The sequence below is a fragment of the Stenotrophomonas sp. TWI587 genome, from assembly GCF_039674145.1.
Taxonomy (GTDB): Bacteria; Pseudomonadota; Gammaproteobacteria; order Xanthomonadales; family Xanthomonadaceae; genus Stenotrophomonas; species Stenotrophomonas maltophilia_AY.
The window spans coordinates 371,500-387,817 of the sequence record NZ_JBDJMW010000003.1 but is presented as its reverse complement, the minus strand read 5'-3'; the positions used below and the strand labels follow the sequence as shown (position 1 = coordinate 387,817).

12 protein-coding genes and 1 pseudogene are annotated in these 16,318 nt (G+C 66.5%); 6 read left to right on the top strand and 7 right to left on the bottom strand.

Annotation, left to right across the window (positions count from 1 at the left end; all coding sequences use genetic code 11):
- Window positions 1–776: 776 nt before the first annotated feature.
- The 3 genes from ABE464_RS07390 to rsgA all read right to left on the bottom strand — a co-directional run bounded on the left by ABE464_RS07390 (window position 777) and on the right by rsgA (window position 5,635).
- Complete coding sequence (locus ABE464_RS07390) at window positions 777–3,068, bottom strand: TonB-dependent receptor (protein ID WP_346471407.1); 2,292 nt, start codon at window positions 3,066–3,068, stop codon at window positions 777–779.
- Between the two features lie 177 nt (window positions 3,069–3,245).
- On the bottom strand, window positions 3,246–4,499 hold the full coding sequence (locus ABE464_RS07385; RefSeq protein ID WP_346471406.1) for a flavohemoglobin expression-modulating QEGLA motif protein: 1,254 nt from the start codon (window positions 4,497–4,499) through the stop codon (window positions 3,246–3,248).
- Between the two features lie 29 nt (window positions 4,500–4,528).
- Entirely contained in the window at window positions 4,529–5,635 is a 1,107-nt protein-coding gene (rsgA, locus tag ABE464_RS07380; RefSeq protein WP_346471405.1) for a ribosome small subunit-dependent GTPase A, read from the bottom strand.
- Between the two features lie 174 nt (window positions 5,636–5,809).
- Between rsgA and ABE464_RS07375 the strand changes: the two genes are divergently transcribed.
- From ABE464_RS07375 to ABE464_RS07355, 5 genes are all read left to right on the top strand, one after another.
- Window positions 5,810–7,084: a pyridoxal phosphate-dependent aminotransferase gene (locus ABE464_RS07375; protein WP_070473632.1), complete on the top strand. Its 1,275-nt coding sequence runs from the start codon at window positions 5,810–5,812 to the stop codon at window positions 7,082–7,084.
- Window positions 7,084–7,704 carry an SGNH/GDSL hydrolase family protein gene (locus ABE464_RS07370; RefSeq protein ID WP_346471404.1) on the top strand — a complete coding sequence of 207 codons (621 nt, stop codon included), beginning with the start codon at window positions 7,084–7,086 and terminating at the stop codon, window positions 7,702–7,704. Before ABE464_RS07375 ends, ABE464_RS07370 begins: the two co-directional genes overlap by 1 nt.
- 17 nt (window positions 7,705–7,721) lie before the next feature.
- The gene (locus ABE464_RS07365) at window positions 7,722–8,405 is read left to right on the top strand and encodes a class I SAM-dependent methyltransferase (protein ID WP_346471445.1); all 684 of its coding nucleotides are present in this window, start codon (window positions 7,722–7,724) and stop codon (window positions 8,403–8,405) included.
- Window positions 8,406–8,473: 68 nt separating this feature from the next.
- Complete coding sequence (locus tag ABE464_RS07360; RefSeq protein WP_346471403.1) at window positions 8,474–8,839, top strand: hypothetical protein; 366 nt, start codon at window positions 8,474–8,476, stop codon at window positions 8,837–8,839.
- Window positions 8,840–8,873: 34 nt separating this feature from the next.
- On the top strand, window positions 8,874–9,197 hold the full coding sequence (locus ABE464_RS07355) for a hypothetical protein (protein ID WP_346471402.1): 324 nt from the start codon (window positions 8,874–8,876) through the stop codon (window positions 9,195–9,197).
- Window positions 9,198–9,227: 30 nt separating this feature from the next.
- Here the strand turns inward: ABE464_RS07355 and ABE464_RS07350 are convergent, their stop codons facing one another.
- The gene (locus ABE464_RS07350; protein WP_346471400.1) at window positions 9,228–10,004 is read right to left on the bottom strand and encodes a polysaccharide deacetylase family protein; all 777 of its coding nucleotides are present in this window, start codon (window positions 10,002–10,004) and stop codon (window positions 9,228–9,230) included.
- Between the two features lie 58 nt (window positions 10,005–10,062).
- On the opposite strand from ABE464_RS07350, the gene grxD reads away from it, so the two are divergent.
- Window positions 10,063–10,989, top strand: coding sequence for a Grx4 family monothiol glutaredoxin (grxD, locus tag ABE464_RS07345; RefSeq protein WP_346471399.1), 927 nt, complete (start codon window positions 10,063–10,065; stop codon window positions 10,987–10,989).
- Window positions 10,990–11,070: 81 nt separating this feature from the next.
- Here the strand turns inward: grxD and ABE464_RS07340 are convergent, their stop codons facing one another.
- The 3 genes and pseudogenes from ABE464_RS07340 to ABE464_RS07330 all read right to left on the bottom strand — a co-directional run bounded on the left by ABE464_RS07340 (window position 11,071) and on the right by ABE464_RS07330 (window position 16,102).
- Window positions 11,071–11,610: a DUF924 family protein gene (locus ABE464_RS07340; RefSeq protein ID WP_346471398.1), complete on the bottom strand. Its 540-nt coding sequence runs from the start codon at window positions 11,608–11,610 to the stop codon at window positions 11,071–11,073.
- A gap of 50 nt (window positions 11,611–11,660) precedes the next feature.
- Window positions 11,661–12,437, bottom strand: a pseudogene (locus ABE464_RS07335) (AMP nucleosidase).
- 68 nt (window positions 12,438–12,505) lie between these two features.
- A complete protein-coding gene (locus tag ABE464_RS07330) occupies window positions 12,506–16,102 on the bottom strand; it encodes an autotransporter domain-containing protein (protein ID WP_346471397.1) in 3,597 nt (1,198 codons plus the stop codon).
- Between the last annotated feature and the right edge of the window lie 216 nt (window positions 16,103–16,318).

The window sequence follows — 16,318 nt, the reverse complement described above, 5'->3', positions numbered from 1 at the left end:
AGCAGGCGCTTGGTGCTGCCGTTGCTTTGGCCTGCCTTGATGGATTCGTTCGCTTCGTTGACTTGCTTGGCCTGCTCGGCCTGCTTGACCTGCTTGACCTGCTTGACCAGCTTGACCTGCTTGGTCCGCTTGGCTCGCTCGGCTCGATTGATCTGCGTAACTTTCTCAGCTCAGGTACCTCAGCACGAGTCGCCTCGGCCCTGTCCGTCTGCAGCGTTGCATTGCGTTGCTTTGCAATGGCCACCAGCCAACTGTCGGAGGCGTGGGGTGTGTGGGTTGGCGGGACCGTTGTGCCGCATGGATGCGGCTCACGAGCCCCCATGGATGGGTTTACGGCGCGTCCCGCGAACCCATACACCCCACGCCAAGCCCAGCGAACAGACGCACATAGCGCTCTTGGCTTAGAACTGTGCCAGCGCACAAAGCAAAGCCACCGACCAACGGTCGATGGCTACCCTGATCACCCAGCTCTGCTCGCCTCGGACCTGTCCGCCGGCAGCGTTGCGTTGCGTTGCTTTGCCATGGCCACCAGCCAACTGTCGGAGGCGTGGGGTGTGTGGGTTGGCGGGACCGTTGTGCCGCATGGATGCGGCTCACGAGCCCCCATGGATGGGTTCACGGCGCGTCCCGCGAACCCACACACCCCGCGCCTGGCCCAGCCATTTGGGAGGCTTTGCGCTTCAGGCTTTGCGCTCTAGGCGTGACGCTAGTGGCGGTGCACACGGCAAAGCCACCGACCAACGGTCGGTGGCTACCCCTGCCTTTGCGTGCGGAAATCAGAACTCCGCAGCCACCGTCATGAACACCTGACGCGGCGCACTCGCGTGGATCGCATAGCGCGTCCCGGTCGGATCCGTCGGCGCGAACGAACTCAACTGACCCGCGTAACGCTTGTTGGTCAGATTGGTCGCATTGAGCGAAACCTTGATATCGCGCAGCCCCATGCCCGGCCCGAACGAATACCCCATGCCCGCATCGAACGTCGTCACCCCGGGCACCGACTGATCGTTCGTGTACGTGTAGTAACGCTTGCCCGTGTACTTCGCACGCAGGCTGGCAAAGAAACCATCGTGGTTCCAGCTGATCTCACTGGAGGCCATGCGCTCGGGCGTATCCACCGTGATCTTGCCGGCCACCGGCACGATCGCGCCGCCCGAGGTGTAGTTGTCCTCGTAGGTGGTCTTGTTCCACGAAAGCGCGTTGTACCACTGCAGGCCGTCCATCGGCTTGAGGATGAATGTCAGTTCCGCACCGCGGCTCTTCACCGAACCCACGTTGATGAAGCGCGTGATGCACTCCGGGCGGGTGCCTACTTCGATGCTGGTGCAGGGATTGAGCGAGAGCAGGCGGTTGTCGAACGTCACGTGATAGGCGGCGATCGAGGCCTGGTACTTCTCACCGAAGGTACGGAAGCCGGCTTCCAGCGTCTTGGACTTCTCCGGTTCCAGCCCGGCGCTGGCCGCGAAGGATTCCGGCGAGACCTGCAGCGGGCCGCCGCTGCCACCACCGACGAAGGCGGCGATGTTCTCCGAGTACGAGGCGAACACTTCCTGGTTGGGGCTCAGCTTGAAGCCGATGCCGGCCTGCGGCAGCACCGATTCCTTGGCGGTCAGCGTGCCCGAGGCGTAGCTGGCTTCGGTGCCCGGCTTGGCGTTGGCGGTCATGCGGGTGTTCGGGCTCTTGATGCCCACGTCCACGGTCAGGCGGTCGTCCAGGAAGCGCATGCGGTCCTGCACGTAGAACTGGCGCGTGCGGATGTCGAAGTCCTGGTCGAACAGGCGGCGGTCCGGGTGGTTGAGGTAGCCGTCATCCAGGAACGGGCCGGTGATGTAGTAGAAGTTGCGCTCGACGTTGTGGTCATTGCGCTCGTACCACAGCCCCGCTTCCAGTTCATGAATACCCCACTGCCAGCTCAGCGCGGCGGTGATGCCCTGGCGGTTGATGGTGTAGTTGGTGCTGCGGATGGAGATCGGCAGCATCTGCGCGGTGCCCGGATTGGACGGCTGGCCCGGTGCCCACCAGTGGCCTTGGCCACGGTTCTCGTGGTGGTAGCCGAGCAGCTTCAGGCGGGCGTTGTCGCCCAGCGCAAGGTCGGCATCCAGCGAGTACAGGTTGTCGTCGCGCAGTGCGCGGCTCTGGTAGTACGCATCATCGATGCTGTTGACGCCACCGGTGAACGCACACTTCTGCGCGTTGTAGGTGCCCGGTGCGCAGTAGGCGGCAGCGACGGCGCGATCCCAGTCCGGGGCGTAGATGTTCCAGTCCCAGCCGAGGCCACGCGCGAGCATGCTCTTGGAGAGGTAGGCGTAGTTGGCCTGGCTCACGCGCGAGGTCGCGGCGAAGGCGCCGAAGCGGTTGTCGCCGACGTTCCAGATCGCCTTGGCGTTGAACTGGCGTGTGGTCTGGTTCTGGTTCGGCTCGGCCCACATGTCCGAATCCTGGTGCACGCCGGACACGTAGGCCGAGAAGCCGTTGATGTCGCCGGTGTCCACGCGCAGGTAGCCGCGGCGCTGGTTGTCATCGCCCACGGTGACGCTGGCCTTGCCACCGAATTCGGTGGACGGGTCCTGCGAGAAGTACTGGATGGTGCCGCCGAGGTTGCTGGTCGAAGCGACGCCCAGCGAACCGATGCCCTGCGACAGTTCCGCGCCGGCCAGATTCTCGGCGATCAGCGCACGGGCGATGCTCAGGCCGTTGTAGTTGCCGTAGCTGTTGTCGCCCAGCGGAATGCCGTCCAGCGTGTAGCCCAGGCGGCTCTTGTCGAAGCCGCGCAGGCTGATCGTCTGCGATTCTTCATTGGCGCCGAAGGCATCGTTGGACTGCACGGAGACGCCCGGCAGGCGGTCGAGGATCTTCTGGCCGCTGGTACCCGGCGGCAGCACTTCCTTGTCCACGGCCGTGATGCGCTGCACCTGGCGGGTCTCGCCCTGGCCGATCACCGAAACGGTGTCCAGGGTCTGCGCGCTGAGCGCAACGTTGGCAGCGGCAGTGGCGTCTACATCGGCAGCGTGGGCGTTGGCGGCGCACAGCGCGAGCGCCACCGCGATCGTCAGGGGTCGGGTAAGCATGGTCGTCCGTTACATGGGGGAAGATGACCTGCGCAATGCAGGTGCATGACCAGCATGCGAGCGGAAGATGAAAGGATGTTTACGGTGCGGGTCATCGCAGATGAATTGCGATGCAGTGCTCATTAACGCGCCGGGCGCACGTGGAAGGTGCGCGCGCTTGCCGGCCGCCGGCCGGCACTACTCGGGGGCGAGCTGATCCATTCGGATGCGGTTGGCGAACAGCGAGAACGCGAGCATGCCGGCCAATCCGTTCGCGCGGCTGACCCAGTGCGGCAGCCAGCGCGGCGGGCGCAGGATGCCTTCTTCGAACAGTGGCGCGAAGGCGATCGCATCGGTCAGCGACATCTTGCCGGCGAACAGCCAGCGGCAGACCTGCAGGCGGTCTTCGGCCAGCATGTGGCGGAAGAAGGTATGCACGGAGACCAGCCCGCGCAGGTACACGGTGTCCTTGGTGAAGGCCGCGCCGCCGCTCGGCGGTACACCGCGGAACACGCGCTGGGCGGAGGCGAAGCTCTCTTCGTTGTTCTGGCCGGCCTCGCAGAAGTAGCGGAACACCTCGATGAAATCGGCGCCTTCGCGCGCCATGGCGATGGCCTCGGTGCGCAGGCTGATGCGCTTGAGGCGCTCGATGTCGATGCTGCCGGTGATCTGCTCGGCGAACGTGGCCAGTCCTTCCTGGGTGGCAGTGACCCGCGGCGAGGACAGCGCCAGGCTGGGCAGGTGCGGCTGCTCGCGGCCGTTGAGCGCGGTCAGCGAATGCACCAGCGCCTCGTGGTGGAACAGCTGCGCGCGGTCGTAGGCGCTGAAGCGCGCACTGGTCCGCAGGCGGATCCGGTTCGGGCCGGCGGCCGCCTTGGAGATCAGCTCCGGATCGAGCTGCACCGTGATGATCCGCGATTCGAAGAAGGCATCCAGATCGCTTTGCAGCTGCAGTTGCAGCGCGGTGGCCGAGACCGGCACCTGTTCTTCGGGCGCAAGCAGCTCATGGTCCAGTTCCTGTGCGATCTGGATGAAGTGGCGGGCGGCATCGCGGGTGCTGGGGCCGTTGCCCGGCAGCGGTTGCTCGGGCGCGCCGAACAATTCCACCGAGTACCGATCCACCTCGGCGGTACCCAGCGATTCCAGCAGGCCGGCCGCCTGATCCCAGCTGTGCGCCGAGCGCTGCACGTACAGGCCAATGGGATGGTCGGGATCGCATTGGGCGCTGATCGCGGCCAGCCGGTGGCGGGTATCGGTGAAATCGAGCCTGGGATAGTCCACCTGCGGCAGCACCGGCTGACCGCGGGCGATGCTGGCCAGGAAGGGCGCCTGCAGCGCGGCCGGCCAGCTGGTCAGCCCCAGCAGTTTGATCCCGCCCACCGCCTCGACCAGTTGGGCATCGAGCGCGGTGTGGTGGGCAACGTCGCGATCCACGGTCATTGGCGTGTCCATGGACGGACAGTATCAAAACTCAAGACAGATCAGCGCCGGCCGCCCTTCCCGCCTGGGCGCCATTGCGCTCCCTTGCCGACATGCTTGCGCTCGATGGCCTGCTGCGCCTGGCGCACGGCCAGCTTCGCCGCAGCGGCAGCCACTTCTTCTTTCAGCTTGAAGTAGTTGAGCAGGCGCTCTTCATCCAGCGTGCCGTCATCGATGGCCGCGCGGATCGCACAGCCCGGCTCACGCTGGTGCGCGCAGTCGCGGAACCGGCATTGCGCCGACAGCGCCTCCACATCGGAGAAACCGCCTTCGCTCAGTGCTTCTTCACCGGTCGGCTTGAGCTCGCGCATGCCGGGGGTGTCGATCAGGCAGGCCCCGGCCGGCAAGGGGATCAGCGCACGGTGCGTGGTGGTGTGGCGGCCGCGCGAGTCGTTGACGCGCACATCGGCGGTCTTCATCCGCTCCTCGCCGAGCAGCGTGTTGGTCAGGGTCGACTTGCCCGCACCGGAGGAGCCGACCAGCACCACGGTCTGGCCGGCCGCGAGCCACGGCAGCAGGGCCGAGGCGCTGGCCGGGTCCTTGCCGTTGATGGCCAGCAGCGGGATGTTCTGCGCGGCCAGTTCTTCCAGCACATCCAGGGCATCCTGGCTGTACTCGGTCTGGTCGGCCTTGGTCAGCACTACCACCGGCTGCGCGCCGCCCCCGCCGACCAGCAGCAGGTAGCGCTCGATCCGGCGCGGATTGAAGTCCGCATCCAAGCCACACACGATGAACACCGTATCGATGTTGGCCGCGATCACCTGCTGGTGGTAATGCTCGCCGGCCGCGCCACGCTTGATCGCGGTGCGCCGCGGCAGCAGGGCCACGATCTTGATGCCTTCCAGCAGCACCCAGTCGCCGACTGCCGCGCGCTCGTGGCTGGGGAAGCGCGGGCGCTGCCATTCCGGCGGCGATTCGGTCTTGATCGCCGCTTCCGGCGCATCGGCAACGATGTACCCGGTGCGATGCTGCTCGATCACCCGGCCCGGGCGCGCCTGCGGGAACTGCTCGAACAGGGCCTGCCAGGCCGGTAGTTCGGGGCCGCCCGGCCAGGGCCAGCCGATGGTCTGCAGGGCAAGGTAATCAGTGGGTTCGCTCATCGTGCCCATTCTAAGGGGTGTGGCGACCGGCGTCGCCGCAGCGAACCGGCGCTGGCGTGGAGGGGCGAAAATCCTTTCATCTGCAACTGCCTTGCAGCGCCGGGCATTTGGCCGGAAACGCATGCCCTGCAACGCAGCAATTCCGCTACCATGCGGTTTCCATGCCTGAATGACGGCCCGTTCATGTCCACGCCCCCGCTGAAGCCGCTCGCCACCCGCGAGCGCCTGTCCGAAGTCCGCTACGAGATCCGGGGCGAACTGGCGCGACGAGCGCGGGAGCTGGAGGCCCAGGGCCGCAAGCTGATCAAGCTCAACATCGGTAACCCGGGCAACTTCGGGTTCCGTGCGCCGGAGCATCTGCAGCGCGCGATCGCCGACGACATGGGCCGTACCGATCCGTATACCCATCAGCAGGGCCTGCCGGAGGCGCGCGAAGCCATCGCCGCCGCCTACGCCCGCCGCGGCGCACCGGATGCGCACCCGGACCGGGTGTTCATCGGCAATGGCGTGAGCGAGCTGATCGACCTGTCGCTGCGCGCCCTGCTCAACCCGGGCGATGAAGTGCTGGTGCCCTCGCCGGACTACCCGCTGTGGTCGGCCGCGACGATCCTCAACGATGGTCGTCCGGTGTATTACCGCTGCGCACCGGAGAACGGCTTCCAGCCCGACCCGGTCGAGATTGAGGCGCTGGTGTCCTCGCGCACCCGCGCGATCGTGCTGATCAACCCGAACAACCCCAGCGGCGCCAGCTACTCGCGCGAGCTGCTGGAGCGCATCGTCGCCATCGCCGCCAAGCACAACCTGCTGCTGATGGTCGATGAGATCTACGACCAGATCCTGTACGACGACGCGCAGTTCCATGCGGTCGCGCCCCTGGCCGGCGACCATCCGTGCATCACTTTCAGCGGCCTGAGCAAGGTGCATCGCGCCTGCGGCTGGCGCGTGGGCTGGGCGATGCTGTCCGGCGCAGCCGAGCGGCTGGGCGAGTTCCGTGCAGCGATGGACCTGCTCAGCGCCCTGCGCCTGTGCGCCAACGTGCCGGGCCAGTACGCCATCGATGCGGCCGTCAACGGGCCGGACACCATCTCGCCGCTGTGCGCGCCGGGTGGCCGTCTGTATGAAACCCGCCGCGCGGTGATCGAGGCCTGCAACGCCAGCGAGCATCTGTCGCTGGTGGCCCCGGCTGGCGCGCTCTATGCATTCCCGGCCGTGGTGGGTGCTGCCGCACGCAGCTTCGACGACCATGATTTCGCGCTGGAGCTGATGAACGAGGAAGGCGTGCTGGTGGTGCCGGGCTCCAGCTTCAACGTGCCTTACCGCCACCACTTCCGCGTGACCCTGCTGCCCGAGCCGGAGGTCATGCGCGATGTGTTCGCCCGCATCGACCGCGCCCTGGCACGCCGCGCCGAAGCCAATACCAAGGTGGTGCCGCTCAAGCCGCGCAGTGCGGTGGCCTGATGGGCCTGCCGTACCTGGCGCTGGGCGATTCCTACACGATCGGCGAAGGCGTCGAGCCCGCCGGGCGCTGGCCGATGCAGTTGGCCGCGGCCCTGCGCGATATCGGCGTGGACGTGGACGACCCGACCATCATCGCCACCACCGGCTGGACCACCGATGAGCTCGAGGCTGGTATCGATGCCGCCGCACCGCAGGGGCCTTTCGAGCTGGTGAGCCTGCTGATCGGGGTCAACGATCAATACCGTGGGCGCAGCGTGGACGAGTACCGCCCGCGCTTCACCGCTCTGCTGCAGCGCGCGCTTGCCTTCGCTGGCGACCGTGCCGCGCGCGTGCTGGTCCTCTCGATCCCGGACTGGGGCGTGACCCCGTATGCCGTGGACGCCGGCCGCGACCGCGTGCAGATCGGTCAGGAACTGGACGCCTACAACGCCGCCGCCGCGGCGATCTGTGCCGAGCATGACGTGGCGTTTGTCGACATCACCGACCTGAGCCGCCAGCTGGGCGGCGAGCGCGTCATGCTGGCCGACGATGGTCTGCATCCGTCCGCCACGATGTACACGCTGTGGCACCAGCGCGCGTTCGAAGTGACGCGCGTGCAGTGGGCGGAGCCCACCCGCTGAGCGAGGCCACGCTGCCGCTGGCCAGGGAGCAGGCCCGCCGGATCGCCACGGCGTTCCTGCCGGCGCAGCGGTTCGGCAACCGTCGCGATTACTACTACAGCCGCGGCAAGCTTGGCAGCGATCCGCTGTATCCGGGCGTGCTCGCTGCGTTGAACGATGCACCCGCGGCCCCGTTGCTGGATATCGGCTGCGGTCTGGGGCTGCTGGCCCACGTGCTCCGCCAGCAGGGCAACACTCTGGCGTATCACGGCGTGGACATCGACGCTGGCAAGGTTGCCCGCGCCGAGCAGGCCAGCGCACGCGCCGCGCTGCCGCACGCACGGTTCACCTGCGTGGATGCCAGTGCCGCCCTGCCCGCCCACCACGGCAACGTCGCGTTGCTGGACGTGCTGCAATACCTGCCCGCCCCCGCCCAGACGCAACTGCTGCTCGATGCCGCCGCGCGTGTGGCACCCGGCGCACGGCTGGTGATCCGCACCACGCTGGCCGACCACAGTGGTCGTGATCGCACCACGCGGATCACCGACATGCTTGCGCACCTGGTCGGCTGGATGGGCACGCGCCCGCGCCATTACCCGGACGCAGGCAGCCTGCGCAGCCCGTTGGTAACCGCCGGACTGCGCCTGCAGATGACACCGCTGTATGGCAACACGCCGTTCAATAACTGGCTGATCGTCGGCGAACGTCCGCCCGCGGCGTAGTCACCGCGGCTCGCGCCGCTGCCCGCACACGCGCATACTCGCGCCCCCTTTCCGGCAAGGAGCCGCCCATGCCCCGACAGACCCGACATTCCGCGCTTGGCATCGCCGCGCTGATCGTCAGCGCCTGTGGCCTGGTGATGCTGCTGCTGAGCATGCATTACGCCCATGCCCCCGAGCATGCGGCGATGCGCGAGCTGCCGTGGTCGCTGGCGGCCCTGCTGGGCAGCAGTGTCGGGCTGGCCATCCTGGCCCTGCTGCTCGGTCTGGGCAGCGTGCTGCAGCCACGCCGGCGCCGTCTGTTCGGCATCATCGCGCTGCTTGTGACACTGGGCGTGCTGATCGCCCAGCTCTCGCTCGGCGGCTGGATCCGCGACCAGTGGCATGCCTCGCATCCCCCGGCCGACGCCACCAGCGCGCAGCCCCTCGCCCACTGAATTTTCCGTTCAACCGCATCAACAAGGAGCCCCGATGCACACCCCTCATTCCGGCATGGGTATTGCCGCCTTCATTACCGCCCTGGGCGGCGCCATGCTGATGCTCGGCCTGATCGTGGTGGCCGGCGTCATCGAAACCACCACGCCCGGCGGCATGGAGGAGACCTCCATGTCGGCAATCCTGGTCGGCCTCGGTCTGATGTGTACCGCGCTGATGCAGCTGGTGGCCTTCGGCCTGGGCGTCGCCGGTGCGCTGCAGCCGGACCGCCGCCGTGTGTTTGCGATCCTCGGCCTGGTGATCTCGATCGGCAGCATCCTCGGTGTGGTGCTGCTGATGATCATCGGCTCCCTGAGCTGATCCCGGCCTGCGCCGGGCACCCACCTGGCGTCAGTCCGGCAGACCGGCGTGCAGGCCACGCGCCTGCACCGCCTGCAGCACCGCCTCGATGATGGCCAGGTTGTGGCCATGTGCGGCGCCCTCATGCAGCAGCACGATGCTGCCCGGCGCCAGATCCTGTGTGATCCGCTCGACCACCTGATCGGGCGTGCACGCCACGCCGTCGAACCCCCGCGCGCTCCAGCCGACCCGGGTCAGCTGCCACTGCTTCAGCACGGGGGCCACGAACGGGTTGGTCATCCCGACCACCGAGCGGTACCAGCGCGGTGGGGTGCCCGCGATCGCGGTCAGGGCCTGCTGGCACTGTGTGATCTCGGCGGCCATCGCCTGCCGCCCGAGCCGCCAGAAGCGCGTCTGCGGGTGCCGATGGCTGTGATTGCCCAGGCTGTGCCCACGGGCCAGCATCGCGCGGACCAGGTCCGGCTGCGCCTGCGCGCGCTCGCCGACCAGGAAGAAAGTTGCCTTCGCCTCGTAGCGGTCCAGCAGGTCCAGCACCGCCGGGGTGTCCGCAGACGGGCCGTCATCGATGGTCAGCCAGACCCTGCGGGCATCGCCGGGGAGGCGGCTCACCACCGGGGCATAGAACCGGCTGTTGGGCAGGAACACCGGCACCATGAACAGGGCATGCGTGGCCACCATCACGGGCAGCCCCCAGCGCCAGCCCCAGACCACCCAGACCCCCACCACCAGCGCCTGTGACAGCACCAGCCACGGCACCCAGCGCCACGGGCGCCGGGGAATGCGATGCAACGTTTCCGGTACGGTCATGCCCCATGATGCCATGCCGCGTAGAATAGGCGGTTCGCATATCCGGACCCCGACCGTCATGTCCCTTGATCCCGCCCTGCGCTCGCGCATCGAATCCATTCTCAACGCCAACCGCGTCGTGCTGTTCATGAAGGGTCAGCCGAGCATGCCGCAGTGCGGTTTCTCGGCCAAGGCCGTCGGCGCCCTGCAGGACCTGGGCGTTGAGTTCGACCACGTCAACGTACTGGCCGACGCCGAGATCCGTGAAGGCATCAAGGCCTATGGCGACTGGCCGACCATCCCGCAGCTGTACATCGACGGCGAGCTGGTCGGTGGCAGCGACATCATCCTGCAGATGGCCGGCAGCGGTGAGCTGAGCAGCGTGCTCGGCCTGGCCGCCCCGGACCGCACCCCACCGCGCATCACCGTCACCCCGGCGGCGGTGGAGATGCTGCGTGGCGCGCTGGCCGATTCCCCCGGTGCTTCGCTGCAGTTGGGCATCGACGCGCGCTTCCAGCCGAACTTCCAGCTGGCCCCGCACGACGACAACGCGATCGCCGCCGAGTCCAACGGCCTGCGCGTGCAGTTCGATCTGGCCAGCGCACGCCGTGCCGAAGGCATCACCATCGACTGGGTCGACGACATCCGTGGCAAGGGCCTGGCGATCGACAACCCGAACGCGCCCAAGGCCGTGCAGGAACTGAGCGTGCGCGATGCGGACGACCAGCTGCGTGCCGGCAGCATCACCGTGGTGGACGTACGCCCGGCCGACGAGCGTGCGATCGCGGCGATCAACGCCCCGTTCGAGACCTTCGACGGCGACAACCGCGCCCGTCTGGAAGCCCTGCCCAAGGACACCGCGCTGGCCTTCCTGTGCCACCACGGCGGCCGCAGCGCACAGGCGGCCGAGCAGTTCCGCGCCCTGGGCTTCACCAAGGTGTCCAACATCACCGGCGGCATCGATGCCTGGTCGAACGAGGTGGACAACGGCGTGCCGAAGTACTGATCTTCAGCCCGCAGCGCGATACGAAAAACGCCGGCATTGCCGGCGTTTTTTGTTCGTAGCGCCGGTGGCGCCGTCCACCGGTTACCCCGCAAACCCACCTTCGGCCAGATAGTCCAGCTCCTCCGGGGTCGGCATCCGCCCCAGCACCGCATTACGGTGCGGGAAACGGCCGAAGCGGCGGATGATGTCGCGGTGCAGCTCGGCGTACTGCAGGTATTCCTTGTCGCCCAGCACATCGAACATCGCCACCGAACGCTCCTGGTCCTGCGGATCCTCGGAGTGCTCGAACGGCAGGTAGATGAAGGCACGCAGCTTGGGCACCAGCTGCAGGTCCAGGCCCTCCTCCACCGCACGCATGGCGTAATGACGGGCAAGGCCATCGGTGGCGTAGGAGTGCGCGGTATCGCGGAAGCAATTGCGCGGGAACTGATCGAGCAGGATCATCAGGGCGAGCGCGCCTTCGGCACTGCTCAGCCAATGCTCGCGGGCGCGGCGGGCAGCAGCGAAATGTTCTTCCTGGAACTGCTGGCGGAAGCGCGCGTCGAACGCGTCATCACGCGCGAACCACTTCTGCGGTCCAGCGTCGCGCCAGAATTCCACTACTTGTGCCGCCACGTCCATTTACTACCCCTGTAGGTGGCGCCCCAAGACGCCCACCCGTTCCATTGCCGTTACTCGTCAAAGCGCAGGTGGCGGACCGACTTGCCGTTGCGCCGTATTAGCTTAAGCGCCTCGATACCGATCTGGATATGGTTCTCGACGAACTGGGAGCTGACCTTGGCATCGGACGCCTCGGTTTTCACCCCATCGGGAATCATCGGCTGGTCGGAGACCAACAGCAAGGCCCCGATCGGAATGTGGTTGGCAAAGCCGGCCGCGAACAGGGTGGCCGTCTCCATGTCGATGGCCATGCAGCGCATCACCCGAAGCTTTTCCTTGAAGGCCTCGTCGTGCTCCCAGACCCGTCGGTTGGTGGTGTAGACCGTGCCGGTCCAGTAGTCGTGGCCCAGGTCGCGGATCATGGTCGAGACCGCCCGCTGCAGGGCAAAGGCCGGCAATGCCGGGACCTCGGGCGGCAGGTAGTCACTGGAGGTGCCCTCGCCACGGATCGCGGCGATCGGCAGGATCAGGTCGCCCAGCTGGTTCTTGCGCTTGAGCCCCCCGCACTTGCCCAGGAACAGGACCGCCTTGGGCATCACCGCCGACAGCAGGTCCATGATGATGGCCGCGTTGGCACTGCCCATCCCGAAGTTGATCAGGGTGATGTCGTCGCTGGTGACGCTGGCCATCGGCCGGTCCGCGCCCTGGATGGAAGCGCCGGTGAGCTAGGAAAAGGTGTGGAGGTAGCCACCGAAGTTGGTCAGCAGGATGTGCTGGCCAAACTGTTCCAAGGGCACGCCGGTGTAGCGCGGCAGCCAGTTTTCGACGATGTCCTGTTTGGTTTTCATGCCGGTGATTCTAAGGCAAGAAAAAGGCGGCCAATGGCCGCCTTTTTCCGTTTACCGGTACCGCTGGATCAGAACTGCACGGACCAGCGCGCGGTCACGCTGCGGTCGCGGGCGTCGTCACCGAAGGTGCCGTTGTAGCCCAGCTCCAGCTGGTTGCGCGGGCTCAACCAGGCCGACAGGCCCAGCTCGGCAACCACGGCGTTGTCGGCGATGGCCGCACCGCTGACAGCAAAGCTGCTGCCACCGGTCCAGGCCAGATCGGCGACCTGGCTGCGGTCACCGGAGGCACGACGGTAGCCGACGCCACCGCGGACGTGCAGCCAGCTTTCCTGCTGCCAGGAGGTCTTCAGGCCCTTGTCGAAGCGCACACCGGCGGTCGCCACGTTGGTGCTCGTATCGGCGACCTGACCGTTCAGAGCAGCTGCGCCACCCTGTTCGGCGAAGCCGTCCACGTCCACTTCAACGCGGGCGAACTGCACGTAGGGCTCCAGACCCGCCTCGCGACCGCCGAAGCGGTACGCACCTTCGATGAAGGCCTGACGGGTGGTGGCGTCGTACTTGGCTGACAGCGCATCCTGGTAGCCGGCAAAGGTCAGCTGACGCTTGCTGTCCACGTCGTGACGCGAATAGCCCAGGCCGGCGCGCAGACCGAACGCACCCCACTGATTGCCCACATAGGCACCGAAGTGCGTGTTGTCGATTTCCGAACGGGCGCCGCGACCGGCCGCCTGCTTGATATCGGTACGGCCGGTACCCACCAGCGCACCGACCTGCCAGCCGCCACCGAACACATGGTCGGCACCGACCAGCAGACCGTTGCTGTTGGAATCGGTACGCGCGGCATTGGCATCGCCATCAAGCTTGCCGCTGCCACCGATCGCCTGCACCCACGCGCCACCTGCGGCTGCGTCATCACCGGCAGCCGGCGAACGCACACCCACCGCACGGCTCAGGGCCGCATCACGCAGGTAACGGCTGCTTTCCACCAGCGCCATCGGCGTGGCGGCGTGGATTTCACCACTCAGCGCGTCCAGCGCCGCACCGACCTGGGCCGCGAACAGCTGCGTCAACGGCTTCGGCAGACCTTGGTTGACGCCCAGACGATCTGCGCTGGTCGCCACGGCGATCTGGTTGGCGGTGACCGCAGCGCTGGCCAGCGAGTTGCCACGTGCCACGCCGATGCTCATGCCGCCGGCGGTGTAGGCCAGGTTGAACTGCAGGAACGGCGAGAACGCCGAGAAGTCCGTGGTCGCGAACTGACCGTTCACCCCACCAGCGGCCTGCAGGAAGTTGAACTGCTCGCCGAGGTAGTACACACCGGCTTCCGGCAATGCCTTCAGCGTGCCGCCCAGGGTGGCGGTACCGGTCACGCGCAGCACATCGCTGCGGCTGCCCGGGGCCAGCTCGGCCTGGTAGACGCCGGTGGCGGTCTGCACGTAATCGCCGTTGATGGTCAGCGTGCCGATCGAGTTGCCCGGCGCGATGATGCCTTCAACGCGCGTGCTGCCCAGCGTGCCGACACCCTTCAGGGTGCCCTTGGCGCCGACGACGGTCGAACCGTCCTGCTGCACGCCGTTGAAGGACACGGTGCCGGCGGTGACGAGCAGGTCCGAACCATCCAGCAGTGCACCAGCGTTGACGCGGGTGGTGCCGGCCGAGGTCAGCGTGCTGTCGACCAGACGGCCGTTGAGCACGAAGCTGCCGCCGCTGCCGACGGTGGTATCAGCGTCCTGCTGCAGACCGTTGAACGTGACCGAACCTCCGGTCACATTGAGTGCCGAGCCATCGAGCACGCCGGAGGTGGAAATGACACTGCTACCACCCAGGCTGTTGAGCGTGGTGGACACCAGGCTGCCGTTGAGCAGGAACTGGCCACCCTGCACATCGACCGAGGCGGTCAGTGCATTGGCGCCGTCCAGCTCCAGCACGCCCTCGCGCACGATCGCACCGTTGAAGGTGTTGTCGCCGCTCAGACGCAGCCAGCCGATGCCGGACTTGGTCAGCTTACCCGGGCCGCCGATGTCATTGGTCCAGTCGTCCCATGCATCGCCTTCCCACACCTTCAGGCCGCCAGCCTTCTCGTTCATGACCACGTCGGTATCGACGCGGAGCAGGCCATAGCCTTCGATGGCCTTGCGCAGATCGAGAAGGCCCCAGCCGTAAATCTCGTCGATGCCGGGTGCCCCCAGATCGGCGGCAGTCGTCAGCATCACATCGCGTACCTGCGCATTGGTCAGGTACGGGAAACGCTCGAACAGCAGCGCCAGCGCGCCGGTGACATGGGGTGCAGCCATCGAGGTGCCGCTGTTGAGACCATAGGCATACGTCGGCATCCGCGAGATGACGTCCAGCAGCAGGTTGCCGTCGACGTCGACCAGCAGTTCGGCGTTGATCTGGGAGTCGCTACCGTACACGGTGGACGCAATATTGCTGCCCGGTGCGGCCAGACACCAGTTGGCGCTCAGGCCGCATTTGTTGGAGCGGTTGCTGAGCAGTGAGTTCTGGTCAACATTGACCACGCTCACCCAATACTGTTCGATGTCGGCAAACGCACGCGGCAGCGTGGCATACAGGCCGGCGATCGGGCTGGCCTGTGGACTGGCGTTCGGGCCGCTGTTGCCGGCCGCCCACACCTGGATCATGCCATTGGCGCGGGAGCCATCGGCAAACGTGCTCAGGTAGTCGAGCGTTTCCTCGTCGCCGTAATACAGATCGATCAGCGCCGCGCCCGGCTCGGTCGCCAGCCCCCAGCTGTGGTTGATCGCGCGAACACCCTGCGCGTTCATCTGGTCATACATGTCGGCGAAGGCCGTCGAATCCGGTCCGACGCCAGCCAGCGAGACCACGGAATAGCCCGTGGCCGTCCGCTGCCACTCACTGGCTGAGTTGAAGAACAGCTTGGCCGCAGTCAGGTCTGCACCGAACGCCACGCCGTGCATGCCGTTGCCATCGCGGTTTGCCACCATGGTCCCGCCGACATGCGTACCGTGGGTGCCATAGGAAATGCCGGGCTGTACGTAAGCACCATTGCGAATGATGTCGCGAATGTTCTCCGGAACGTTATCGTTGAACCCGACGTAGGTGATCTGCACCTCATCACCATCGCTGGCAAAGCATGCGCCGGCACCGGCAATAGCGGTCGTGTTCGTGCAGCGGGTGCCGTCCGGAAGCAGATCGCCGATGCGGATGCTGCGATGATTCTTGCCCTCGAACTCCGGGTGGTCCAGTCCGGTGCCGGAATCAAAGATACCCAAGCGGATGCCTTGGCCCGTCAGACCACGTGCATAGGCATAGTCGGCATTGATCGCGGCGAGGCCCCAATCACCTGCAAATTCATCACTACGCCAGCTTTCCACATCGCCCGGCTTGCCCATGATCGGACTCTCGACCTCCGCGCTGACGTGCGGGCTGCCAAGGACAGCATTCGGGCCAGCCGACGACGCCGGAATGGCAAAGGTGGCGGCCAGCGAAGCGGTCTGCAGATCACGGCCAAACGCGGCGGACTGTTCGGCGCGCTGCTGCTGGTAGCGCTGCAGCACGTCGCTGGTCGGGCTGGCCAGGCCCGGGACGGCGATGGCGGCCAGCAGGGTGCCGGTGATGGCCGAGGCCAGCAGGGACGGCGAGAGGCGGCGTGAGGCCGCGCGGGACTTCGAATACAGGGTCATGTACGGAGAACTTCCTTGGTCTGGTTCGTGTTTCGGCATGGGGGCGAGGTGTGGACATGAAACATGTCCGCTGGACTATCGGCCGCTCCAACGCCCCGCTTGAGCCTAACCGAAAAAATTCATGAAAAGTTCACAATTGTTTCTTGTGAAGATGTTAAGTCTGATTTGATAACGCTATGCAAAAGGTCACTTGGCAAGCCGCCCCTCTCCCGGATA